General features: G+C 70.6%; 18 protein-coding genes and 1 pseudogene. 9 read left to right on the top strand and 10 right to left on the bottom strand.

Annotation, left to right across the window (positions count from 1 at the left end):
* Nucleotides 1-351: 351 nt before the first annotated feature.
* Nucleotides 352-1,068, bottom strand: a complete 717-nt coding sequence (locus A3CE_RS0113150) for an RNA polymerase subunit sigma-70 (RefSeq protein WP_026468436.1) — start codon at nt 1,066-1,068, stop codon at nt 352-354.
* Between the two features lie 434 nt (nt 1,069-1,502).
* Between A3CE_RS0113150 and A3CE_RS0113145 the strand changes: the two genes are divergently transcribed.
* The 3 genes from A3CE_RS0113145 to A3CE_RS0113135 all read left to right on the top strand — a co-directional run bounded on the left by A3CE_RS0113145 (nt 1,503) and on the right by A3CE_RS0113135 (nt 4,818).
* Nucleotides 1,503-2,771 carry a cytochrome P450 family protein gene (locus A3CE_RS0113145; protein ID WP_020640549.1) on the top strand — a complete coding sequence of 423 codons (1,269 nt, stop codon included), beginning with the start codon at nt 1,503-1,505 and terminating at the stop codon, nt 2,769-2,771.
* Nucleotides 2,772-2,875: 104 nt separating this feature from the next.
* Nucleotides 2,876-3,880, top strand: coding sequence for a glucose-6-phosphate dehydrogenase (coenzyme-F420) (gene fgd / locus A3CE_RS0113140; RefSeq protein WP_020640548.1), 1,005 nt, complete (start codon nt 2,876-2,878; stop codon nt 3,878-3,880).
* Between the two features lie 44 nt (nt 3,881-3,924).
* Nucleotides 3,925-4,818, top strand: coding sequence for a bifunctional transcriptional activator/DNA repair enzyme AdaA (locus tag A3CE_RS0113135; RefSeq protein ID WP_020640547.1), 894 nt, complete (start codon nt 3,925-3,927; stop codon nt 4,816-4,818).
* A 39-nt stretch (nt 4,819-4,857) separates the two neighbouring features.
* Here the strand turns inward: A3CE_RS0113135 and A3CE_RS0113130 are convergent, their stop codons facing one another.
* Both A3CE_RS0113130 and A3CE_RS0113125 read right to left on the bottom strand, forming a co-directional pair.
* Nucleotides 4,858-5,607 carry an SDR family NAD(P)-dependent oxidoreductase gene (locus A3CE_RS0113130; RefSeq protein WP_020640546.1) on the bottom strand — a complete coding sequence of 250 codons (750 nt, stop codon included), beginning with the start codon at nt 5,605-5,607 and terminating at the stop codon, nt 4,858-4,860.
* Between the two features lie 2 nt (nt 5,608-5,609).
* Nucleotides 5,610-6,572, bottom strand: coding sequence for an LLM class flavin-dependent oxidoreductase (locus A3CE_RS0113125; protein WP_020640545.1), 963 nt, complete (start codon nt 6,570-6,572; stop codon nt 5,610-5,612).
* Between the two features lie 380 nt (nt 6,573-6,952).
* Between A3CE_RS0113125 and A3CE_RS59855 the strand changes: the two are divergent.
* The 5 genes and pseudogenes from A3CE_RS59855 to A3CE_RS0113105 all read left to right on the top strand — a co-directional run.
* A pseudogene (locus A3CE_RS59855) lies at nt 6,953-7,174 on the top strand (acyl-CoA dehydrogenase family protein); the annotation flags it as partial.
* Nucleotides 7,175-7,251: 77 nt separating this feature from the next.
* Nucleotides 7,252-7,371 carry a hypothetical protein gene (locus A3CE_RS59850; RefSeq protein ID WP_084641532.1) on the top strand — a complete coding sequence of 40 codons (120 nt, stop codon included), beginning with the start codon at nt 7,252-7,254 and terminating at the stop codon, nt 7,369-7,371.
* Nucleotides 7,368-7,796 carry an SgcJ/EcaC family oxidoreductase gene (locus A3CE_RS0113115; protein WP_020640543.1) on the top strand — a complete coding sequence of 143 codons (429 nt, stop codon included), beginning with the start codon at nt 7,368-7,370 and terminating at the stop codon, nt 7,794-7,796. Before A3CE_RS59850 ends, A3CE_RS0113115 begins: the two co-directional genes overlap by 4 nt.
* A gap of 211 nt (nt 7,797-8,007) precedes the next feature.
* Nucleotides 8,008-8,424 carry an SgcJ/EcaC family oxidoreductase gene (locus tag A3CE_RS0113110; RefSeq protein ID WP_020640542.1) on the top strand — a complete coding sequence of 139 codons (417 nt, stop codon included), beginning with the start codon at nt 8,008-8,010 and terminating at the stop codon, nt 8,422-8,424.
* Nucleotides 8,425-8,654: 230 nt separating this feature from the next.
* Nucleotides 8,655-9,527 carry an SDR family oxidoreductase gene (locus A3CE_RS0113105; RefSeq protein ID WP_020640541.1) on the top strand — a complete coding sequence of 291 codons (873 nt, stop codon included), beginning with the start codon at nt 8,655-8,657 and terminating at the stop codon, nt 9,525-9,527.
* 160 nt (nt 9,528-9,687) lie between these two features.
* Here the strand turns inward: A3CE_RS0113105 and A3CE_RS0113100 are convergent, their stop codons facing one another.
* From A3CE_RS0113100 to A3CE_RS0113080, 5 genes are all read right to left on the bottom strand, one after another.
* Nucleotides 9,688-10,128 (bottom strand): YybH family protein, encoded by a 441-nt coding sequence (locus A3CE_RS0113100; RefSeq protein ID WP_020640540.1) that lies wholly within the window; start codon nt 10,126-10,128, stop codon nt 9,688-9,690.
* Nucleotides 10,125-10,553, bottom strand: coding sequence for an SRPBCC family protein (locus tag A3CE_RS0113095; protein WP_020640539.1), 429 nt, complete (start codon nt 10,551-10,553; stop codon nt 10,125-10,127). The genes A3CE_RS0113100 and A3CE_RS0113095 overlap by 4 nt, the downstream gene beginning before the upstream one ends.
* A complete protein-coding gene (locus tag A3CE_RS0113090) occupies nt 10,550-10,894 on the bottom strand; it encodes an ArsR/SmtB family transcription factor (protein WP_026468434.1) in 345 nt (114 codons plus the stop codon). The genes A3CE_RS0113095 and A3CE_RS0113090 overlap by 4 nt, the downstream gene beginning before the upstream one ends.
* Nucleotides 10,895-11,027: 133 nt before the next feature.
* Nucleotides 11,028-11,759: a hypothetical protein gene (locus A3CE_RS0113085; protein ID WP_020640537.1), complete on the bottom strand. Its 732-nt coding sequence runs from the start codon at nt 11,757-11,759 to the stop codon at nt 11,028-11,030.
* 260 nt (nt 11,760-12,019) lie between these two features.
* Nucleotides 12,020-13,069: an alpha/beta hydrolase gene (locus tag A3CE_RS0113080; RefSeq protein WP_020640536.1), complete on the bottom strand. Its 1,050-nt coding sequence runs from the start codon at nt 13,067-13,069 to the stop codon at nt 12,020-12,022.
* A gap of 123 nt (nt 13,070-13,192) precedes the next feature.
* Between A3CE_RS0113080 and A3CE_RS0113075 the strand changes: the two genes are divergently transcribed.
* Nucleotides 13,193-13,807, top strand: coding sequence for a TetR/AcrR family transcriptional regulator (locus A3CE_RS0113075; protein ID WP_020640535.1), 615 nt, complete (start codon nt 13,193-13,195; stop codon nt 13,805-13,807).
* 1,001 nt (nt 13,808-14,808) lie between these two features.
* Here A3CE_RS0113075 and A3CE_RS0113070 read toward each other — a convergent pair.
* Together A3CE_RS0113070 and A3CE_RS0113065 are read right to left on the bottom strand one after the other, a co-directional pair.
* A complete protein-coding gene (locus A3CE_RS0113070; RefSeq protein WP_020640534.1) occupies nt 14,809-18,039 on the bottom strand; it encodes a phospholipase D-like domain-containing protein in 3,231 nt (1,076 codons plus the stop codon).
* Nucleotides 18,036-21,692 carry a hypothetical protein gene (locus A3CE_RS0113065; protein WP_043790836.1) on the bottom strand — a complete coding sequence of 1,219 codons (3,657 nt, stop codon included), beginning with the start codon at nt 21,690-21,692 and terminating at the stop codon, nt 18,036-18,038. The genes A3CE_RS0113070 and A3CE_RS0113065 overlap by 4 nt, the downstream gene beginning before the upstream one ends.
* Nucleotides 21,693-21,694: the final 2 nt, after the last annotated feature.

Here is a 21,694-nt window from a genome sequence, read left to right as displayed (position 1 = left end):
GCCCCTGACGAAGCGTCCTTCCCCACGCCCAGCGCGCGGAGGGACGCTTTTTCAATGACCGACCGCGGCTCCCGCTCCCGATCCCCGTCGCGCGCGACCTACGCCGCCGCAGAACACCCCCACCCAGCCGCGCGTCACGCCCCGGGCCGCACACCATCCTCGGGCCGCTGGAGTCAGGGGCGCTCGCTCAGCCCCGGCGAGGCTCGCCGGCCCCGGCCAAAGGTCTTGAATGACTCATTCAGGACCTCCGAAGACCTGAATGAGTCATTCAGGACGCTTGCCCTCGCAGCCGCCCTGTCAACGAACCCACGACGCGCAACACCAGGTTCGCCGACCGTTCTCGGGGCGGCGCTAGGCGACGGCCATGGCGGGGGTTTCGCGGACGGCGTCGTGGCGGAGGACGTTGCGCAGGGCCGTGGCGTCAGAGTTCTGGAAAGCCGAGATGTACCGGTCGAGGAGGGCGCGGCTGGCGGGTTCGGCGAACTCGGCCACGTCCTCGGCGACCGGGGCCTGCTGCAGGATCCGGGTACGCGCGCGTTTGAGGGTGCTCTTGACCGCGTCGGTGGTGGTCTCCAGCAGTTCGGCGACCTCGCTGGCCGGCCAGTCCAGGACGTCGCGCAGGATCAGCACGACCCGCTGCCGGGCGGGCAGGTAGGCGAGGCTGGCCATGAGGGCCAGGCGCAGGTTCTCGCGCAGCGCGACGATCTCCGCGGGATCGGCGAAGCCGTGCTGGGGCGGCACCTCCTGGCCGCGCCAGTCCCCGGCCAGGACGGCCATGGCCGCCTCGTCATCGGGTCCCGCGAGGCCCGCGGGCAGCACGTTGCGGTGGCGCTGGCTCATCGCGGTCAGGCAGGTGTTGGTGGCGATCCGGAACAGCCACGTCCGTACCGAGGAACGGCCCTCGAAGTTGCCGAACGCGCGCCAGGCCCGCAGGTAGGTCTCCTGGACGGCGTCCTCAGCGTCGTCCACCGAACCCATCAGCCGGTGGCAGTGCGCGAACAGCTGCCGCCGGAGCTGCTCGGTATGCCGCACGAATTCCTCGCAGTCGGCGGCGGCTCGAGTCGTCATCATTCCTCTCCTCCAGCGCACCGGTTTACCGGCCGCGTATTTCCCACCCGACCCGAAAACGCGAATCGGATCCGGGGCCCGCGTACCACGGCTGAGGCTATCCACGACCGAATGAGTCCGACCATCGCCGCGGCGCGATGGAGCACGTTGGAAGATCGGCGGAACGGATGCAGCAATATGGAAGAGGGGGTACCGCTGACCAGGAGCGGGCCGGGTCGCGGCCATCGCGGACCGGCCCCGTGCCGGTGAATCAGCAACCTCGAAGAAGGCCGGCCCGGTCCCGCCCCCGCTGCGTGCCCGGCCGGATGCGAACCGTTACCTGGCCTTCCGTCGACGACCGGGCCGCGATCAGTCCCGAGCAGGAGAGCACGACCGGAGTGGAGCGGAGGGTCGCATTTGGACATGCTGGACCACAGACGAGAAGGGAGGCCACAGTGGACGATCACGGGACCGGTCAGTGCCCATTCGCACTGGACCCAGCAGGTACGGACATTCACGCCGAAGCCGACGAGCTGCGCCTGCGAGGTCCGGCCACCCGGGTCGAGCTGCCCGGCGGCGTCGTGGTCTGGTCGGTCAACCATTACTCGGGTGCCAAGCAGATCCTCAAGGACCCGCTGGTCACCAAGAGCGCCCGGGACCACTGGCCCGCTTTCATCAACAACGAGATCCCGCCCGGCTGGGAGCTCATCAGCTGGATCACCATGGACAACATGGCCACCGCGACCGGCAAGAACCAGGTACGGCTGCGCCGCCTGGTCAGCAAGGCGTTCAGCCCCAAGCGGATCGAGGCGCTCCGGCCGCGGATCGAGGAGCTGGTCGACGAGCTGGTCGACAGCCTCGGCGCTGTCGCCCCCGGCGAGGTCGTCGACCTGCGGGAGCGGTTCTGCTACCCGTTGCCGGCCCGGCTGATGGCCGACATGCTGGGCATGTCCGAGCAGTCCCGGACCAAGACCGCCCAGGTCATGGATATGATGGTGAACACGACGGTGAGCCCGGAGCAGGCCCAGGCGCTGCTGATCGGGTGGCAGAGCGCGATCGCCGATCTCATCGAGCTCAAGCGGCACGACCCCGGCGAGGACATCACCAGCGACCTGATCCTCGCCCGGGACGACGAGAACTCCAAGCTGACCCAGGAAGAGCTGCTGGGCACGCTCTTCGCCATCCTCGGTGCCGGCACCTCGACCACGGTCGACTTCCTCGGCAAGTTCCTGGTGGAGCTGCTGACCCACCGCGACCAGCTCGACCGCCTGCTCGCCGGCGAGGTCTCCTGGGACGAGGCGATCGAGGAGGGGCTGCGGGTCGAGGGCCCGGTGGCACACCTGCCATTGCGTTACGCGGTCGAGGACATCGACATCGACGGCGTCACGATTCCCAAAGGCGAGGCGATTCTGGTCAACTACGCCGGTGTCGGCCGCGACCCGGAGGTGCACGGCGACACGGCCGGCGAGTTCGATGTGGACCGTACCGACAAGACGCACCTCGCCTTCGGTGTCGGTCCGCATTTCTGCCTCGGCTGGGCGATCGCCCGCGAGGAGGTCAAGATCGGCCTGGGCAAGCTGTTCGCCAGGTTCCCCGACCTGGAGCTGGCCGTGGACCGGACGGAGCTGCAGTCGACGCCCACCTTCATCATGAACGGGTACCGCTCGCTTCCGGTTCGCCTTGCGGCGACGCGATCCGGCGCGGACCGCACCGTCGCGGCCTGAGTCAGGGCCGGCACGTCTCGTGCAGTGGTTCGCGAGGGAAGACCGCCATCGGCGGCATCGGCGGCTGAGCGGGTTTCCGGGCTCGTAGACGACAAGGAGCGGGAATGGGCTTGACGATTGGCTACAAGGCGTCGGCGGAGCAGTTCGGGCCGCGGGACCTTGTCGAGTACGCGGTTCGTGCCGAGGAGGCCGGCCTGGACAGCGTGGTGGTGTCCGACCACTTCCTGCCTTGGCGGCACGAGGGTGGGCACGCCTCGTTCGCGCTGTCCTGGATGACCGCGGTGGGCGAGCGGACCAGCCGGGTGCTGATCGGCACCAGCGTGCTGACCCCGACCTTCCGGTACAACCCCGCGGTCATCGCCCAGGCGTTCGCGACCATGGCGCTGCTCTACGAGGACCGGGTCATGCTCGGCGTCGGCACCGGCGAGGCGCTCAACGAGATCGCCGTCTCCGGCCGCACCTGGCCGGAGTTCAAGGAGCGCTTCGCCCGGCTTCGGGAGTCGATCGCGCTGATCCGCGAGCTGTGGTGCAGCGAAGAGGTCGACTTCGACGGCGAGTACTACAAGCTCGCCGGGGCGAAGATCTATGACCGTCCCAAGAGGACGGTCCCGGTCTACGTCGCGGCCGGCGGCCCGGTCGTGGCCAAGTACGCCGGTCGCGCCGGCGACGGGTTCATCTGCACCTCCGGCAAGGGCATGGAGCTCTACGTCGACCAGCTCATGCCGGCGGTCGCCGAGGGCGCGCAGGCCGCGCGGCGCGACCCCGCGCAGATCGACAAGATGATCGAGATCAAGCTGTCCTATGACCGCGATCCCGGCCAGGCGCTGGAGAACACGAGGTTCTGGGCGCCGCTGTCGCTGACCGCGGAGCAGAAGCACAGCGTCGACAGCGCCCGGGAGATGGAGCGGCTGGCCGACGAGCTCCCGATCGAGCAGGTGGCCAAGCGGTGGATCGTCGCGTCCGATCCGGACACCGCGCTGGCCGGAATAAAGCCCTACGTGGACGCCGGATTCACCCATCTGGTCTTCCACGGACCCGGTCACGACCAGGAGCGCTTCCTCGTCCAGTTCAGCGAGGACGTCGTTCCCGCGTTACGCGAGCTCGGCTGAGCGGCGCAGACCGCTCCCGGGAATCCGATCGACGGAGTTGCACGATGCACGACGAACGGCCGTATGTCAGTGAGAACCAGCGGTGGCGAGCCGTCCAGGAGCGGGACTCCCGGGCCGACGGCGCGTTCTACTACGTGGTCCGGACCACCGGCCGGTACAGCCGGCCGTCCTGCGGCACCCGGCCGGCGCGGCGGGAGAACGTCACCTTCTACGACACCGCCGCCCAGGCCCTGGGCGAAGGTTACCGCCCGTGCGGCCGCTGCAAGCCGGACCGGCCCGGGCTGCGGGAATGGTATGCCGCAACGATCACCCGGATCTGCCGCTCGCTGGCCGAGCGCGACGGCTGCTCGTCGCCCAACTTCGACGAGCTGGCCCGCGAGGCCGGGCTGAGCCGGTTCCATTTCCACCGGATGTTCAAGCTGTACACCGGGGTGACGCCGCACGCCTATCTCACCGACGCCCGGGAGAACCGCGTGCGGCACGAGCTCGCCGTCGCGCCCTCGATATCCGAGGCGATCTACCGGTCGGGGTTCCGGTCCAACGGGCATTTCTACACGGTGATCCGGGACATTCTCGGCATGACGCCCTCGTCGTTCCGGTCGGGCGGCCTGGGCACCGTGATCCGCTTCGCCGAGGCCGGCTGCGCGCTCGGGCACGCCCTGGTCGCCGCCACCGACGACGGCGTGTGCGCGGTCCTGGTCGGCCAGTGCCCGGGCGACCTGCGCGAGCAGCTCAGCCGGCGGTTCGTGCACGCCCGGCTGGTCGGCACCGACGAGGCGTTCGCCGCGCTCGCCGTCCGGGCGTTCGGCACGGCGGATCCGCCGGAGCAAGGCCGCGACCTGCTGCCGGCGGACATCCTCACCGTCGCGTTCCGGCAGCGGGTTCGGCAGGCGATGCGCGCCGAACCCGCCGCCGCGGTCAGCGTGTGTTCCGCCTGAGCCGTCCCCGGAACGCCCCGGGCGAGGCACCGCCGCGGATCATGCCGTCGCGCCACCGTCGATGACGACCTCGGTGCCGACGGCGAACCCGGAGTCCTCCGAGGCGAGCCAGAGCACGGTGCCGACCACCTCGGCGAGGCTGCCGACCCGGCCGATCGGCAGGGCGCTGCGCATCCGGGCCGCCTGCTCGTCCTCGTTCTCGCCGCGGATGAGCGAGAACGGGGTGGCCACCGGGCCCGGACTCACACTGTTGATGCGCACACCGGCCCCGATGTTCTCCAGCGCCGCGGTGCGCGTGATGGAGCTGATCGCCGCTTTCGCCGCACCGTACGCGCCGGTTCCGGGAATGCTCCGGCGGGTGCCGATGATCGACGACATGTTGACGATCACCCCGCCGCCGTGCGCGCGCATGTGGGCGATCTCGTGCTTCATCGACAGCCAGGTCATCGTGGCCACCGACAGCGCCTTCGCCCAGGTTTCCGGCTCCAGGTCGGCCAGCGGCCCGGGCACCATGATGCCGGCGTTGTTGAACGCCACGTCCAGCCCGCCGTGCTGGTGCACGGCGGCGTCGACCGCGGCCCGGACGTCGGACTCGTCGGTCATGTCGCCGACGAGGTAGCCGGCCGTTCCGCCGCGCGTCTCGATCTCCTTGACCGTCTGCCGGAGTGGTTCCTCGTCCGGACCGGTGACCAGCACGGCGGCACCCTCACCGGCGAAGGCGTTCGCCGCCGCCCGGCCGATGCCGGTGCCGCCGCCGGTGACCAGGACGACCTTGCCTTCGAATCGCATGTTCAGTCCACCTGAATCGAGTGAATGGCGGGTAAGACGTTCTCCGCGATGGCGTGCAGGTGCCGCTCGTAGTCGGTGAAGGAGCTGATCCGGATGATGATGTGCCGCGCGCCGGCCTCGACGTACTCGCGCAGGAACTTGACCATTTCCTTTTCCGGTCCGCCCCAGTAGATCTGGTAGGGCAGCATCGCCGGCAGCGGCAGCTCGTTGTAGCGCATCGTGTAGTCGTTGAGCCCCACCTCGGCCACCGCGGGGTCGGCGTTGACGTTCACGTTCACGTACAGCGCCGGGGTGATCTTCTCCGGGTCACGGCCGGCGACCTTCGCGCTCTCGCGGATCTGCTTGAGGGACTGCCGGTACTCGTCCGGGTCGATGCGCACCGGCAGCCACCCGTCGTAGAACGAGCCGGTCCGCTCGACCGCGAGCGGCTTGCCGTTGCTGGCCAGCCAGAGGTCGGGACCGCCGGGCCGGACCGGCGCGCTCTGGTCGCGCAGGCCGGACAGGTTGCGGTACTTGCCGACCAGGCTGCCGTCCTCGTCCCGCCACACCTTTTTCCAGGCCTGCACGGCCTCGTCGACCCGCTCGCGGCGCTCCCGGTAGGTCATGGTCACCGCGTCGTACTCGGACTGCACCGGCAGCGGGGCGCCGGTGCCGATGCCCAGCTTCAAGCGTCCCTTGCTGATCTGGTCCAGGGTCACGATGATGTGCCCGAGGGCCAGCGGATCGCGCAGCACCGCGGTCAGGGACGCGGTGCCCACGGTGATCTCCTTGGTCACCATGGCGATGGCGGCGAGCAGGGTCAGCGGCTCGAGGCGGTGCCGCGCGACGAACGAGTCGCCGACCCACACCGAGTCGAACCCGAGCTCCTCGACCTGGCGGGACAGATTGAGCAGGGGGTCGGCGTCCCGCGCGCCAAGTATTGCGAACTCCCGGACTGGCAGTGCGATGCCAATTTCCACGGACACCGTGCATTCCTCCTGCTTCGCTGGCTGCGGACAAACTTCCCCACCGCCCAGAACCACGGCCGGCATCCACGTCGGTGGCGACCCGTTGCGGCGTCGGGTCCCAGTATCACGGCCGCCCAGCGGGCCATCTTCTTCCGGTTTGCGCTGTCGGGACCGATACCACGTCCGGTAGCGCCTTCTTCCCCGTTGCTCGGCGCCGGTCCGGTAACCGGCGCGCGCGAGCGGACCGGTGACCGGGCCGCTCTTTCGTGCTTGTCCCGGCGTGCTCGATGACGCCGTCACGGATATGTGGTGAACAACCCACGCACGTGAAGAGACGCCTTCCCCCGGGTGGCGGCTTCACGCTCGTGTAAACGGCCGGTGCCGGGAGGGCGAGAAACATGGTGGGAAACGCGCGGGATGTCCTGGGTCGCGTGGCGGAGCTGGTTCCGTTCCTGGCCAAGAATGCGCGGCGGTCGGACGAGAACCGGCGGCTGAGCGAGCAGGTGATCGACGCGCTTTCCGAAACCGGCGTCTTCCGGTCGCGCACTCCCATTCGGTACGGCGGTTACGAGGCCGGCACGCGGACGCTGGTGGAAATCGCCGCCGAGCTCGGCCGGGGCGACGGCGCCGCCGAGGAGCGGGCGAAGGCCCGGGCGGACATGGGCGCCGTGGTCGGTCTCGCGCGGCAGGCCGTGACATCCTCCACGGCGCCGGCGGTTCCTCGATCTATTCCGGCATGCCCATTCAGCGTATTTTCCGGGACGTCCACGCCATCAGTCAACACGCTCTCCGTCTAGCCGAAGGAAACAGTTCATGACCACTTCACAAACGTCCCCGGCCGATGCCGCCGATATCGCGGCGTTGACCCAGAAGGTCATCGCGTCCTGGGCGCATCAAGATGCCGCCGGTTTCGCCGACCTTTTCATCGAGGACGGGACGATGATCCTGCCCGGCGCATTCGCGAAGGGGCGCGAGGAAATACGGCTGTACATGAAGGAGGCGTTCGAGAGCAAGTACAAGAACACCCAGGTGACCGGGCGGCCGCTGGACCTGCGGTTCTTCGGCGACGGCTGCGCCGTCCTCATCACGCAGGGCGGATGCCTGGCCCCGGGGGAGAGCGCGGTCGCCGAGGAGCAGACGATCCGCGCGTCCTGGGTGGTGGTCAAGCGGGACGTCCGGTGGTGGATCGCCGCCTACCAGAACAGCCCCGCGTACCGGCCGCTACCGGTGCCCGGAGCGTAAATGACAGGTTTGCCGCCGAAAATAGTAATGCCTGCCGGGAACAAACGGATCCGCACAGTTGTTCCTCGCAGGTTTATTCCCGATTCTGAGGGCAATTTTGAAGATGACGCGGGTGTCGGGGTGCGGCAACATTGGTGGCAGCAGCGCATGCCTGCGGATGCTGGAGCGGAAATAAGGGAGAAGTTCACCGATGACAACCAACTTTGCTGACATGGCGACGGAGGCCGAGGTGGCCGCGGTGCGTGCGGTCGTGGACGGCATCGCCGAGTCGTGGGCCGCCAACGACCCCGACGGGTTCGCCGACGCCTACGCCGAGGACGCCAGCATGGTCCTGTCCGGCGACCGCTACTTCAAGGGCCTCGAGGTCATCCGGAAGATGACGGTGCACCAGTTCAAGACCGCGCACAAGGGCACGACCCTGCTGCAGAACATCGTCGACCTCCGGTTCCTGTCGCCGGAGACCGCCGTGGTGGTCACCGAGGGCGGCGTGCTCACCGACGGGGAGACCGAGCCGCACCCCGCGCGCGCCCTGCGGGCCACCTGGGTGATGGCCAAGAACGGCGAGGGCTGGAAGATCGCCGCGTACCAGAACGGCCGCCTGGCCGACCAGCCGCTGCAGGGCGAGTAACGGCTCGACCGTGCCATCGCCTGCCTTTCCCGCTGAACGCCTGACCCAGCGGCCATCACGAATACCGGCACGTCGCGGAGCGTCCACATCCGACAGTGGACGTCTCCGCGACGTGCCGTATTCCCGCCCGCGGGATCAGCGCAAGATGAGAGAGGTGAGCCGGCCCGAATTTCTATACGTTGCTGTTACGGCGCAGGGACAACCGTCGATGTCGATAAAGGGAGAAAGCCATGATCTTGGTGACCGGGGCGACCGGCACGGTCGGCAGAGAGGTTGTGCGGCAACTGGTCGAGGCGGGCCGCCCGGTCCGGGCGCTGACCCGGGACCCGGCCACGGCCGCGGCCGTGCTCGGCGACGGGGTGGAGCTCGTCGCCGGTGATCTCGGCCGGCCGGAGACGCTGCCGGCGGCCGTCGCCGGGGCGCACAGCGTGTTCCTGCTCTCCGGCGGCGGGCCGGAGACGCCGCTGCACGACGCGAACCTGGGGCAGGCCGCGGCCGAGGCCGGGGTCGGGCACGTGGTCAAGCTGTCCATCATCGGTGCCGAGTACGGGTTCACCGACCTGGTCAGCACCTGGCACCTGGCCGGCGAGCGGGCCCTGCGGCAGATCGGCGCCCGGCCCGGCGGCCCGGCCTGGACCTTCCTGCGCCCCGGCGAGTTCAGCTCCAACGCGCGGCTGTGGGCCGGTCCGGTCAAGGCCAAGGGCACCGTGTTCTGGTCGCAAGTGGACACTCCGGTCGCGGTCGTGGACCCGCGCGACGTGGCCGCGGCCGCCGTTGCGACGCTGCTCGGGCCGGGCCACGAGGGCCAGAGCTACCGGTTCGGCGGGCCGGAGGCGCTGACCGTCCGGGAACGCGTGGCGAAGCTGGGTGCCGCGCTCGGCCGGGAGCTGAACCTGATCGACATCCCGATCGCGGCCGCCCGCGACGCCGCGGCCAAGTCCGGCCGCCAGCCACTGGTCGTCGAGACGACGCTGGGCAACCTGACCCGCGAGGAGTTCCAGGTGCACGCGGTGAAGGTCCTGCCCACGTTCGAGAAGCTGGTCGGCCGGCCGCCGCTGACCTTCGATCAGTGGGTCGCCGACCACATCGAGATCTTCCGCTGACCGCCGCACCGAGGCGAACGATGGGCTTGTCCGTCTCGCCGCCGGCCTAGCGGATCAGCGTGCCCGCGTACTCGCCGCCCGGACGGAGCACTCATCGGACCGCGACCGTCGGCGACACCCGATGGCTGCCTCAGTGCGGCGTTCACGCGCGAGTTCGGCGTCAGCCCGCCGCAGTACCGGACTCGGGCCGCAGCCGTGTGAGCGCCTCGCCGGTCGCGCCGTCGAACGGCACCGAACTGTGCTCGTGGACGATCTTCCAGCCGTGGTCGTCGCGGCGGAGCCCGGCGGTCGAGCGTACCCACATCGCCACGTCGGTTCCGTCCAGCATCGTGCCGCGGACGTGGAACAGGTAGGCCGCGAACGCGACGTCGCCGCCGGCGACCACGTCCAGGTCGCGGATGTCCAGCTCGATCGCGGACCGGTAGGCGCCGAACCACTCCCGCAGCCGGGCCCGTTCCGCGTCCCGGCCGGTGTCGCGGAGGGGACCGACCGCGTCGAACAGCGTGACGTCTTCGGCGTAGCAGGCCAGGAGGGCGTCCAGGTCCTTTGCCGCCACCGCCGCGACGCGGGCCTCGATCACCGCCCGCGGGCCGGTGGTCACTTCAGCTCCTCGCCGAGCTTGTCCAGCCAGGCACTGGTGCCCTGCTCGCGCCAGGCGGGTTCTTCCGCGCCGTCGAGGAAGGTGCCTTGCTCGGTGAGGACCAGCCGGGTGCCGCCGGCGTCGGGGAGCAGCTCGATCGTCGTCGTCGAGAGGGTGGCGAGGGTGTCGCCGCCGGTCAGCGTGGTCGAGTAGACAATCCGCTCGTCGGGGATGATGTCGTGGTAGGTCGAGGAGGCCTCCAGCTTGTTCCCGTTCGGCGCGGTGCCCGTGGTGACCTCGCGGCCGCCGGTGCGGAAGTCCAGTTCGTGGGTTTCCCCGCCGAACCAGCGGGCTTTCGCGGCGGGGTCCGCCCAGGCGTCGAATACCCGCGCGGGGGGTGTGTTGTAGGTGCGTTCCAGGGTGAACGTGGCGTGCGTGACGGTCATGAGGCATTTCCTTCCGAGTCACCTGGCTCGAGGAAGTCCCCGAGCCGGTCGAGCTTGCTTTCCCACGCGGTGCGCTGGTGTCCGAGCCAGTGCTCCCCGGCGCGTAGAACCGACGGTTCGATCCGGCAGGTGCGCACCCGGCCGACCTTCTCCGAGCGCACGATCCCGGCCGTTTCGAGTACCTGCAGGTGCTGCACGACGGCCGCGAGCGACATCGGCAGCGGCGCGGCCAGCTCACTGACCGACGCCGGACCGCGCACGAGCCGCTCCACCAGGGCGCGCCGCGTCCGGTCTCCCAGCGCGCGGAACACCAGGTCCAGCGACTCACTATGGTTAAGCATGTACTTAAGTTATCTTCGACAGGCTGATTGGTCAAGTAACTACTTAAGTTTTTCGAGATGTCTTCGTCCTGCCGGGCTGCACCCCGGCTCCGCTCGCCATTGGCGTGCCGTCGACCGACTCGCGGCAGGCCGGCTAGCCGTTCCGAAGGCCGGCTGCGACCGCACGCCGGTACTCGTGGTGCAGCTGAGCGAACCTCACCTCGTCGACCGCGGCCGGGTCGGCCAGCAACACGATCACCGCTGCCTCACCGGGAGTCCGGCGAATGTCGGCGCCCAGCTCCAGGGCGAAGGGCTCCAGCAGCCGGTAGCGGTCGGCATCGAAGTAGGTCCACCAGCTCAGCCAGTCCGGCCACGAACCCCAGGGCGGCGGGGTGTTGCCCGAGGTGGGATCGGGTAGCTCGGACCAGATCTGCTCCAACGACCACTCGTCTTCGACGCGGCCGAACAGCGCTTCGGTCTCACCCGCGATGGCGACCCACAATTCGGTGAGCAGCCGGTGCAGCCGCCGGAACGGTTCGGCTCGGGCAACGGGAGTCCGTGCGCAGTAGGACGAGTCCAACGCCAGGTGCACGGAGTCCCAGCCGCTTCCGGCGTCAGGCTTCGTGGATAGCCAGACATCGTCCTCGGACCGGGTCCACAGGTTGGTCGCCCAGGAACCCGCGACGAGGTTCTGCATCAGCTGTTCCCAGTTCAGTACCCGGTGTTCGCCTTCGTGACCGGGCGCATTGTCGAATCCGTTGATCCCCCCACCGGGTCGGTGCGGCGACAGTCCGAACCTGCCGGCCAGAGCCAGCAGCCGCTCGACCGTCGCCGAATTCAACGTCCCGCCGGGGAGCGCCAACGTCCATGACCAGTCCGAGCCCATGGTGGGGATCTTCGCACCACCCGCACTCGCAGAGCCAGTGCTCCGCTGGTGTCCGTGTCATCGTTCGTCCGGCCGTTCACCGACTCCCCGTCGGATACCGCGCGCCCGCTCCTGAAGCCTGCGAGTCCGTGTTGGCCATGCGTCGTCGACCCCAACAGGGTCCGCACTTTCTTTGGATCGGTGGTCGCTGCGCTGGTAGCGGGCAGGTCCACGATCTCGAGGACCTCCGGGCCCTCGAACCCGGCTGAACTCGACCGCCTTCATGAGTCCCTCTCCTCCTCTGGAACGGTTGCTGCCAGAGCGCGGTGTAGCCAGGCGCCGTACTTGTCAAGGAAGTGACGCTGTTCGGCGGCGGCTTCCCGGTCCTCCGGGGTGTCGCCTCCGAATCCGCCGTGCGGCATCGCCTCGAACACGTGCAGTTCGGCCTCCACACCGGCGCCGCGCAGCTTGCGATGCATCCGGACGGTGTTGGAGAGGAACAGATCGCGGGTCCCGCTTCGGAGGAACGTGGGCGGGAAGCCGGACAGCTCACCCAGGAGCGGGGAGAGATACGGATCCCGCAGGTCGGCCCCTGCCGCGTAGAGGGCGTTCGTCGCTCGCAGGCTGCGGAGAACGTTGTCCACCCCGGCCAGGGTCTGGAAGGTGTCGCCCGCCTCGGTGAGGTCGACCTGCGGGGTGTTGAGCACCAGGGCCGCGGGCATCGGCAGCCCGGCGTCTTTGGCGCCCAGCAGGAGGGCCGCGGCGATGTTTCCTCCCGCGGAGTCGCCTCCGGCGAACACCCGCGAGGGATCGCGGTCCCGCAAGAGGCGCCGGTACACGGCGATCGCGTCGTCAAGCGCGGCAGGATGGGGATGCAGCGGCGGCAGCCGGTAGTCCACGCCCCACACGAGCATGCCCATGGACAGCGCGGTCCTGGCCGTCGTCGCGCGGCACGCGTCCCCGCCGCCGACCAGGAGACCTCCGGGGTGCATCCAGAGGAAGACCGCCTCGTCCGCCTTCTCCTCGACCCCGTCGGGCCTCGCGGCGTACACGGTGGCGCCGTCCACGTCGAGGTCCTCGACAGTGACCGGCAGCTCGGAGATCGGGAACCGCCGGGCCGTGGATCGATTCGCCTGCTCAGCCATCGCGAGCCACGCCTCGGTGTCCTCGGCGGCCGGATAGGACAGCTCGCCACCGTCGACGGCGAGCCAGGCCCGCGCCTGCTCGCTGACCGTGGACGGAGCGGGGAACCTGCGCTCGCTCATGACGCCGGCCCCTGTCGATGCCACCTCGTCGCCCGTGCCCGGCGGCACGACCGTCTGTCGCTGCATGGGACCTTCTCCCCTCGGCCAACGCGACTCACTGGGCAGCGTCGGCAATCATGTTCGTTGCACAGTGGCGGATCAAGCACTAGGTTAACTAACTAAATTTAGTCACACAAGAGAGTGAGGCGCATGCCCAGAACCAGCGAGCGCGGCGGCCCGCAGACACGCGCACGGATCCTGGAGGTCGCGAACCGGTTGTTCTTCGAGCGTGGGTACGAAGCCGTCACCGTCGCCGAGATCGCGCGCGAGGCCGGCGTCTCGAGCGTGACGGTCTTCAACCACTTCCCGCGCAAGGAAGACCTCTTCATGGACCGCGCGGCCGACGCGGTCGACCTGCTGCGCTCGACCGTCCGCGACCGCGCACCGGGCATCGACGCACTGACATCCTTGCGGGACACGAGCTTCCGCCTCCTCGACACCCGGCACCCGCTTTCCGGTGTCTCCGACCGTTCCGTGCCCTTCTTCCGGACGGTCGCGGAGTCACCCGCGCTCGTCGCGCGCGCGCGAGCCATCGCGTCCGAACTTCAGGGGGCGCTGGCCGAGGAGCTCGATCGCGACCCGGCTTTCGAGGGCGACGCGCCGTTGCTCGCCGCGTTCTTCATCGCCGGCTACAGCACGGTGCTGGTGGAGACCGCACGCCGCCTCATCGCAGGCGAGCCGACGAACACCGTCGTGCAGGACCACCGCGTGCGCCTCGAGCGGCTGTTCGCCGCGCTGCGCGACGGAGTCGGCCCCGCAGCGTAACGGCGCCCACACGCGCCATACGCTGTATGAGCGGACAACTCGCCGTCCGTGAAGCGTGCCCCGCCCACCCGCCACGACGCGCCACGCCGCGTCGGCCATCCATCCGTGTGAAAGTTCTATCGCCGGTCCGCTGTCGCTAGCGCGCGGGCAGGTCACGTGCTCAGCGGCACAGCCAGATGTTCTGCGTGTCGGTGCTCGACGAAGGAACGTCCCTCTGATGCGCTGTCGGGGTACCTGCGGGCCGTCACGCGGCCCACCTGATCTCCCGGCCCCGGCAGGTCGAGCGCGCGTCCTCTACTCCCCGCTGGGTCTGCTTTCCTTCGACGGCCGCTGCACATCCGATACGCGAGGGTCAGATTCGCTCATCAGCTCAGCACTGAGAACGCGATTCAGTCCCGCAACCGCGTCCTCCGGAGCGACGACCGGCCGGGAGCCTTGGATATCAGCCCGAGACACCACGTCACTAGCCTCAGCATCACTTTGGATCCCGGCCTCCATGTCACGGAGGGCCCGTCGCACGCTTTCGCTAACCGCGAAATGACCAGCACGCGACCGCCGCTCGCCAAGTTCCGCACGATTGCTATCGTGCCGCCTCACCTCGGTTGAGGCTGCCTCGGGGAGCGGGAGAGCATTCCGACGAGCGCGGTGGCTGGAATTCCTCGGCGACCAGCCGGCCACGGCCGAGTCGAAGCGCCAGTACGGCCGGCTGCGCGATGCGGCGATCCGAAGGCCTCGAACGCGCGCGAAAGCCTCAGCAGCGCCCTGCTCAAAATGGCCCCGGCACGTCTGCCGGGCCTTCGTCGTGGTCGGCTGACACGGCCGGAAGACGGACCACACGAACTCGTCCCGGCGGTTGTCTAGCGTGCCTGGCGCCAGGGGGTGCTCGATTTCGAGGACCGGGCGCGAAGGATTCAACCGTTCCCGAGGCCAACGGAAACGCTCTGCGTAAGCAGGTGGAGAAGGGTGCACCGCCGGCGTGCGTTCTCGGGAAGCCTGCTGACTCAGACCGCTGTGTTGCCACCCAATGCCGCCGCGACCGCGGTCACGAAATTCGCCCCGCCCCGACCATCCGGGTCAGCGACCGCCGGAGGATGAGCGCTGACCGCGTTCGGCTCGGCGGGGTCCGGCCCCGGCCACACGGGCAGCAGCTTGCCCAGTCCACCCGCCGCCAGCACGTCGGCGAAGAGGGCGTGGGCCGAGAGGCCTGAGTGCAACCCTACGAACGCGGGCTCGGGGGCGCCGACCGCGGAGGCCGGCGCGCCGCCCGGCGTGCCGGCGACGCCCGGGCCGGTGCCGAGGTGCGCGCCCATCAGTGCCCTGCGGTGCGCGCGGATGGCGGCTCCTGCCGAGCGGTCGAGCGCCCAGTCGGCGAGCACGACGTCGTTGGCGCCGTCGAAGGTCAATCCGCGCCGGCTCAGCGAGGACGTGCCGGTGATCATCCAGACGTCGTCCACGATCACCGTGGTCGTGCGGATCACGAGCGGACGCCCGGGAACCCCCGCCGGATGCGCCATCACCACCCGCGGCCGCGTCCCGCCGCCTGGTGCCGGGAGATCGCCGGCCGCCCCTTGCAGCACCTGCGCCAGGGCGTTGCGTGCGGCGTAGAAGTACATCGACCACGGCTCGTACCCACGCGCGAACGGTGGTGTGCGGGGCACCATGATCACGACCCGCAGTCGTGGCTCCTCGGCCAGCCGAGTGGCGAGCTCGGTGAAAATGTCGACTGCGGCCTGTGGGTCGTCCGGGCCTCCTGCGGCGGGCGCCGTCGAGGCGAGCAGCGGCGTCTCGATGTAGACCAGCTCGCGCGCGTGTCGAAGCGCCCGGCGCAGCGCCCATTGTGCGTCTCGGCGCCCGTACTTGCACGAGCGCACCTCGCGAAGAATCTGCCGCCCGATCTCGGGCTGATTGGGCATGGTCAGGTAGTTCGGCAGGGTCTGCCGCACGAACGTGGTGACGTCACCGACGCTGTCGTCTGGGATCAGCGCGAGCTCGGGCGTCTCGACGAGGGCTGGAACGGTCTGCAGGACCGCTCCGGCGAGCGTTGACGGCGTGGCCGGTCGGGCGGGAGGCGCCGAAGTCGTGTTGGCCTGCAGCAGCACCCAGTTGGACGGCAGCCCGGCGTTGGGGCCGTCGGCGATCGGCCCGGCGACATCAGCTGTGGGCACGACCGGACGTGCGCGGTGCAGTGCCGAGACCCACAGGTCGAAGCCGAGCTGTGCGGACGCGGCGACCCCCGGCGCGTGCACCTCGTGCGCCCCGGCGGCGCCAGGGTTGCCGATGCGGTAGGAGTGCGAGTCGGCCTCACGGGTGAGCCAGCCGCCGGTGAGGACGCTGCGGTACAGATCCGGACCACCAGCGGGTTGCAGTTGGATCGCGAGCAGGGATTCCGTGCGAGCCATCGTCGGCAACCGCGGCGCCTCGCGCGGGTTCTGGTCGGTGGTCAGCTGCCGGACGATGCCCTGCACGAACGCGAGGGGATCGGCGAAGGCGGCCGAGAGGCCGGTGAACGACCCGCGCGGCAGCGAGCCGAGCAGCGGTGCCGACGCCGTGCCCCGCCAGAAGCCGGCGGCCAGCAGGTTCGTCGGCGCAGCGGCCGGACGCGGCACATCCGCACCCACCGCACAGTCCAGGTTCGCGACGATCTTCACGACCACGGCGCCGCCCGGTGATTGCCAGGCGACGACGGCGTCGGCGCGCACCTGCGGTGAACCGGCGCGCACCGGCGCTGTCCCGAGCCGGAACGGGTCCGCCAGCACGATCGTGTCAGTGCCGCCCGTCGTGATCGCGGCGCCGCCATCGGCCCGGTGCAGCAGCGGTTGTTCGTCCGGGGCGGCGCCGAGCAGGACCTCGACCGGGTACAGCCGCACGGCCACGCCCGCGGGCAGTGTGGCAGGCAGCGTGATCAGCACGTCGTTGCTGCCGGCGATCCAGCCGGCGGTGGTGGCGGTGCGCAGCGGGGCCAGCCGGCCGAGCACGGTGGCATCGTTGCCGGGCACCGGTGTGGCGGCGGGCGAGCTGGGCCAGCGTCCGCCGCGGCCGGGTGCAAGGGGGAGTGGCCACGCCTCGTCGTCGAACGTGACGGACGCAGCGAGGATCGGCCCGGCTGTGAATGATGCGTTCGGGTTGCCGCCCTGCAAGGTGAGGATCGCCTGGCGGAAGAAGCCGAGGCAGGAACGTCCGTCCGGCAGGAGCGTGACCGGACTGCCGTCGCGTACCAGGGGCGCCGCCTCGGCGACGGACAGCGTGTCAGCCCCGGCGACCTGATCGCGCGGCGTCGCGGTGCGGTTGCCGAGCAGATGGAAGGTGGGGTCGGTGACGGTGACGCGCAATGTGTCACGTACCGGTGTCCGCGCGCCGGCCGGCGGCCAGGCCAGCGGGGTCGTGCCCATGCCGCCGAGCGTCGCGAAGCCGAAGCGCAGCAGCGCCGGTGGTGGTGGCTGCTGGGCACCAGCCGGATCGGCGCGGCCGGCGAGCACGGCACCGGACGGCCACTGGTGCACCGTGCCGTCGCCGAGGTGCGTGCCCTCGACCTGCGCGCCGCTGTAGAGGCTGACGCCCGGGTTCGCCCCAGGTGGATCGCTCCACGGCCGGCCGTGCAGGTCGAGCAGGTGGACGAAGCGTCCAGCCGGGGCGGCGGCCGCGATCGCGGCGAGCGTGCCTGCGGCTCCGCCCGGTGCGGCAATGCCGAGCGCCGGCGTCTGGGTCAGGACCGCCGCCAGGCAGGCGGCGAACGCGAACGGATCGACGATCAGGCCGTGCTCGTCGAACATGCTCACGGTGCCGGCGACCATGAACTTGTCACCGGCGCTGAGGTTGAGCGGGTGGTCGACGGTCGATGCGCCGGTGATCAGGATGAGCGACGGGACGGGACGGATCGACTGGTCGGGCGGCCCACCCGCGGCCTGCAGCGCGGCGACCAGCTCGCGCTCGATGCGCAACCGCGCCTGCGGGTGGATGCGGAACACCAGGCAGCCGGCGTTGCCGGTGACGGCGGGTGTGCCGTCGAGCTTGGACAGGCCGAGCTTCGTCCCGTCCGTGACCTGCATCAGCATGCCGGCGCACGGCGCGTACCACAGGCCGGGGACGGTGAAGGTCAGGGCCGTTGCGTCCATCGCGGGGACGGCATCGGTCCACGCCGGGCACAGCAGCAGGCCGGCCAGGCCGAGCGCGGCGAGCCCGTCGGAGTCGAGCCGTTGGGTGACGTCGGGGATGCCGGCAACCGTGAACGTCATGCCAGCACCTGCGTGGCGGTGTCGATCTGTCCGTCGGCGTTGGCGAGCCGCACGCCGACCCGGATGCCGGCCGCCGCGCGCAGCCACATCACGATGTGCGACGTGCCGTCGATGCGGCGGATCTCGAATAGCGCGGGGTCGAACGCCGGGCTGGGCATGGCGGCCTCATTCGGGATTGTGGCAATGGCCGAGACCGAGAACGTCTGTGTGCTCGGTGGTGACGGCGGGAAGTTGAACAGCCGTTGCGTGGCGACCGTGAGCATCCAGTCGTGTGCCGGGTTGGGCGGCCGCGGGACGTTGGTGTCGATGCGCAGTCGGGCGATGCCGCCGAAGCGGGTCGCCGCCAGGGTGACGACCGGTGCGGGGTCGGGCACCTCGGCCGCGATGGTGAGCACGCCGTGGGTGCTGCGCGCGAGCGGGTCGGTGACGTCGACAGCGAGCGCCAACTCCTGCCCGGCCGCCCGAGGTAGCCGCAGGTGCAGCACGCCGCCGACGTAGCCCGCGTCCTCGGTGTCGGCGGCGAGCGCCGCTGTGGTGGCGAACTCCGGCACCGTCCCCAGCGAGGACGCGAACCGGACCGGGCCCGGGTTCGCGGTGTACGCGATCGCGAAGTCGCCGACGTCCGAGCCCTTGCGCAGCGCGCCGGTGTCGACGCGCACCAGCGAAGCGGTATCGGTCGTCCCCTCGACGTTCGGGGTGAGCGTGAGCGTCGGCGGGTTCTGCGGCGGGTTGAGGAGCGCGTACGCGCGAGACGCCTCGGACGGTACCGCCATGCCCGCGCGCTCCGGGTCATCGGTCGCGAGGGCGACGGCGCGGTACTGAAGCCGTGACCAGCCGGCCGGCGCACCCGAATCGGGAATCGTCGTCTGCTTCCACGCGCCGGGCGCGCCGCTCGCGGGCGGGACGGTGGCGACGAGCTGCATGGTTCCGGTCGAGCGAGCCAGGATCGCGTTGGCCGCACGATAGAGCCTGATCTGCGCGGGCGGCTCGGCGCCCTCGAGCCGGACCGTCACCTGCGGCACGCCGGCGCCGTCGAGGGTGGCACGCAGCTGCGGCATCGCCGGACGCAGCGGACGCGGGATCGCGTACCCGTCGAAGGCCTTTCGTCCGTTGGCGTCGGGCTGCGGCCAGCCCGAGATCACGTTCGACTCGGTGACGCCCACGACCACGTAGCAGTGGATCAGCGAGCTGCCGCGCGGCAGCAGAGACTGGAAGTGCATCTTGCCGTCGATGATCGGCGGCAGGACGGGTTCGGTGCCGAGCTTGCGGAACGCCTTCTTCAGGTTCGGTAGGTTGGCGGCGACCCGGTACAGGTCGAAGAGCGCCTGCATGCGTGCGGTGAAGCCGTCGGTGAGCACCGGGCCCGGCTGTCCGCACGCGGCACGCAGCGCGGCCTCGGTGGCCTCGTACACGCGGTAGCGCCAGGCGCCGAACGGCGTCCAGCTCACCGTTGCGTAGGACAGCCCGGCCGCGTCGGGCAGCGAGGCCCAGTACGGATATACCGCCGGCAGCGGCGCCGAGGGCGGCGGCGGGATCGGGTTGGCGGCGATCGCCGCCTCGCGGGTGTGGGCCCAGCTGCTCCACTCGCCGGGACGGATCGTCTCCTCGGCTCGTGCATAGACGGCGACGGCGAGCTCGTGGCGCCCCGCGAAGGTGACGGGCAGGTCGTGGAGGGTGATGCGGTAGCGCCGCTCGACGGGGTCGGCCGGGTGGGCGGCGTCGACGGGTGTGCCGTCGTCGTGGACGAGGGCGATGTCGACGCCCGCGGGCGGTGCGCCGGGCGTGCCGTCGGTGGCGAAGCTCAGCGTCACCGTGGTGAGGGTGACGGCGCCGCCCTGCGGGGTCTCCGGCGGCCGGTCGTACGCGGCCGGGGGAGGCGGGGTCGGCGGGTAGGCGTCGACGGCGAGCGTGAGCCGGTGCAGCGACCGCTCGCGGATGTCCCAGACGACCTCGGTCGCGACGGTGAGCACGCACGGGTCGGCCGCCCCGGCGGCGCGGGCCTTCACGGTGGCGACCGCCGGGGCCTGCACACCGGCCGCGCCCAGCGCGCACCAGGTGGTGGCCCACGCGCTCCACTGCCCGAACAGGTCGGTGGCAGCGGCGTAGTACTCGTACGTGTGCGCCGGCCCGGTTTTCGGGCGCTCGACACCGCTGTTGCGCAGCGTCACCGTGTTCGGCGGTGTGCGCGGATCCGGCGGCGTGCCCGGCTCGGGGACGGGCACTGCCGACCCGATCGGCACCCAGCCACCGGCAAGCGGGTGCTTGCGCAGCTGGTACCTGCCCGCGCCCGGATCGCCATAGCGGGCAAGGGCGTACGCGGCGGCACGCGGCTCACGCGGTAGTGCCGGCGGACGCGCGGCCTGCAGCACGACGCTGGCGTGGTACGGCTCGTCGACCGCGTTCGCGCCCTCGTCGTGGCCGAGGCCCGCGGTCAGCGGCGAAGGGACTCCCGGCGCGGGCCGCAACCCCGGTGACAGCACGATCGCCGTGAGTTCGCGCGACACCTCCTCCTCGATGATCACCGGCGGTGGCGCGCCCGGCAGCCACGGGAACGGCCACGGCTCCTGCACCGCGGTCTTCAGGATGCCGTCCCACGGCGCGGTGACCATGTAGTCGTGACCACCGTCCTTGTCGTCGCCGTCGAGTGAGTCGCCGGTGCCGAAGCCCAGCGCCAGGCTCGCCCATGTGTCAGTGGCGACGGACGTCGTGAGCGCCTGCAGCGGCCGCACGGTGATCTCGGCCCGGTCGCCCGCCGCCCCCGAGTTCAGCACCTTGGTGCGGGCGCCGATGACCTGACCCAGCTGCTCCAGCTTGTGCACGATCGCCGCGCCGACCTGCGCGCCGACCGCGGGTGGCGGGTGGGCGGCCAGCACCTGGACGAGGCCGGTCAGCAGATCGCCCTGCATCTCCTCGACCAGGGGCTTGGCGTTCGGCGGCACCCAGGGGGCGAGTCCGGCCAGGGGCAGCCAGCCCAGCACCGGGCCCCACCGTTCGAGGCGCCGGACGGCAGCCTCGAACGGGTCGGTGAGCGCGCCGATCGGCCCCTGCTGCGCGCCGCCGTAGTAGGTGGCGTTGAGCTGGTCCGGCGTGAGCGGCAGGCCGACGATCTCGAACGGCTGCCAGCCGTTGCCGTTGGCCATCGTCACCAGCGACAGGCCGCGTGCGGCGCCGATCGCACCGGGGTTGTCCGTGCGTACGCCGAGCATCGGGCCGGCGTCGAGCACCACCGTGTCGCCGGCCTTGCCGCCGGCGCTCTGCACGGGGTCGAGGTCGCTACGGTGCAGCCCGGTGATCGTGGCGGACGCGGTGAGGTCGATCTCGATGCGAAGCAGCTCGGTGACACCGTCCCACTCGAAGGTGCCGAAGCCTGTCTGGTGCCAGCCGCCGATCGGCTGGGCGGCCTCGCGCTTCCGCGCCGGCCGGCGCCAGACGGTGAACGGCTCGAGCGGGATGCCGAGCGCCGGGTTCAGCACCCAGCGCAGCGCGACGTAGGGCGCACGCCGCTTGACCCGTTCGCGGGTTGCCTCGTCGAACGGGACTCGCCGGCCGTAGTCCTTGTCGTCGACGTCGAAACCGACGTCGAGCTGACGCTCGGGGTAGCTGACGATCGCGTCCAGGAACAGCTCGCCCGGCAGGCTCACGCGTGGCGCCATCG

This window comes from Amycolatopsis balhimycina FH 1894 (assembly GCF_000384295.1).
Lineage (GTDB): Bacteria > Actinomycetota > Actinomycetes > Mycobacteriales > Pseudonocardiaceae > Amycolatopsis > Amycolatopsis balhimycina.
This window is presented reverse-complemented; position numbering and strand designations above follow the sequence as displayed.

Bases quoted from the DNA above. Each gene is read 5' to 3' on its own strand.
- A3CE_RS0113085 (WP_020640537.1), bottom strand. From the start codon at position 11,759: ATGGGCTCGGACTGGTCATGGACGTTGGCGCTCCCCGGCGGGACGTTG.
- A3CE_RS0113095 (WP_020640539.1), bottom strand. From the start codon at position 10,553: ATGACCGTCACGCACGCCACGTTCACCCTGGAACGCACCTACAACACA.
- A3CE_RS0113070 (WP_020640534.1), bottom strand. From the start codon at position 18,039: ATGACGTTCACGGTTGCCGGCATCCCCGACGTCACCCAACGGCTCGAC.
- A3CE_RS0113080 (WP_020640536.1), bottom strand. From the start codon at position 13,069: ATGCAGCGACAGACGGTCGTGCCGCCGGGCACGGGCGACGAGGTGGCA.
- A3CE_RS0113090 (WP_026468434.1), bottom strand. From the start codon at position 10,894: ATGCTTAACCATAGTGAGTCGCTGGACCTGGTGTTCCGCGCGCTGGGA.
- A3CE_RS0113065 (WP_043790836.1), bottom strand. From the start codon at position 21,692: ATGGCGCCACGCGTGAGCCTGCCGGGCGAGCTGTTCCTGGACGCGATC.
- fgd (WP_020640548.1), top strand. From the start codon at position 2,876: ATGGGCTTGACGATTGGCTACAAGGCGTCGGCGGAGCAGTTCGGGCCG.
- A3CE_RS0113150 (WP_026468436.1), bottom strand. From the start codon at position 1,068: ATGACGACTCGAGCCGCCGCCGACTGCGAGGAATTCGTGCGGCATACC.
- A3CE_RS0113115 (WP_020640543.1), top strand. From the start codon at position 7,368: ATGACCACTTCACAAACGTCCCCGGCCGATGCCGCCGATATCGCGGCG.
- A3CE_RS0113105 (WP_020640541.1), top strand. From the start codon at position 8,655: ATGATCTTGGTGACCGGGGCGACCGGCACGGTCGGCAGAGAGGTTGTG.
- A3CE_RS0113130 (WP_020640546.1), bottom strand. From the start codon at position 5,607: ATGCGATTCGAAGGCAAGGTCGTCCTGGTCACCGGCGGCGGCACCGGC.
- A3CE_RS0113075 (WP_020640535.1), top strand. From the start codon at position 13,193: ATGCCCAGAACCAGCGAGCGCGGCGGCCCGCAGACACGCGCACGGATC.
- A3CE_RS0113110 (WP_020640542.1), top strand. From the start codon at position 8,008: ATGGCGACGGAGGCCGAGGTGGCCGCGGTGCGTGCGGTCGTGGACGGC.
- A3CE_RS0113135 (WP_020640547.1), top strand. From the start codon at position 3,925: ATGCACGACGAACGGCCGTATGTCAGTGAGAACCAGCGGTGGCGAGCC.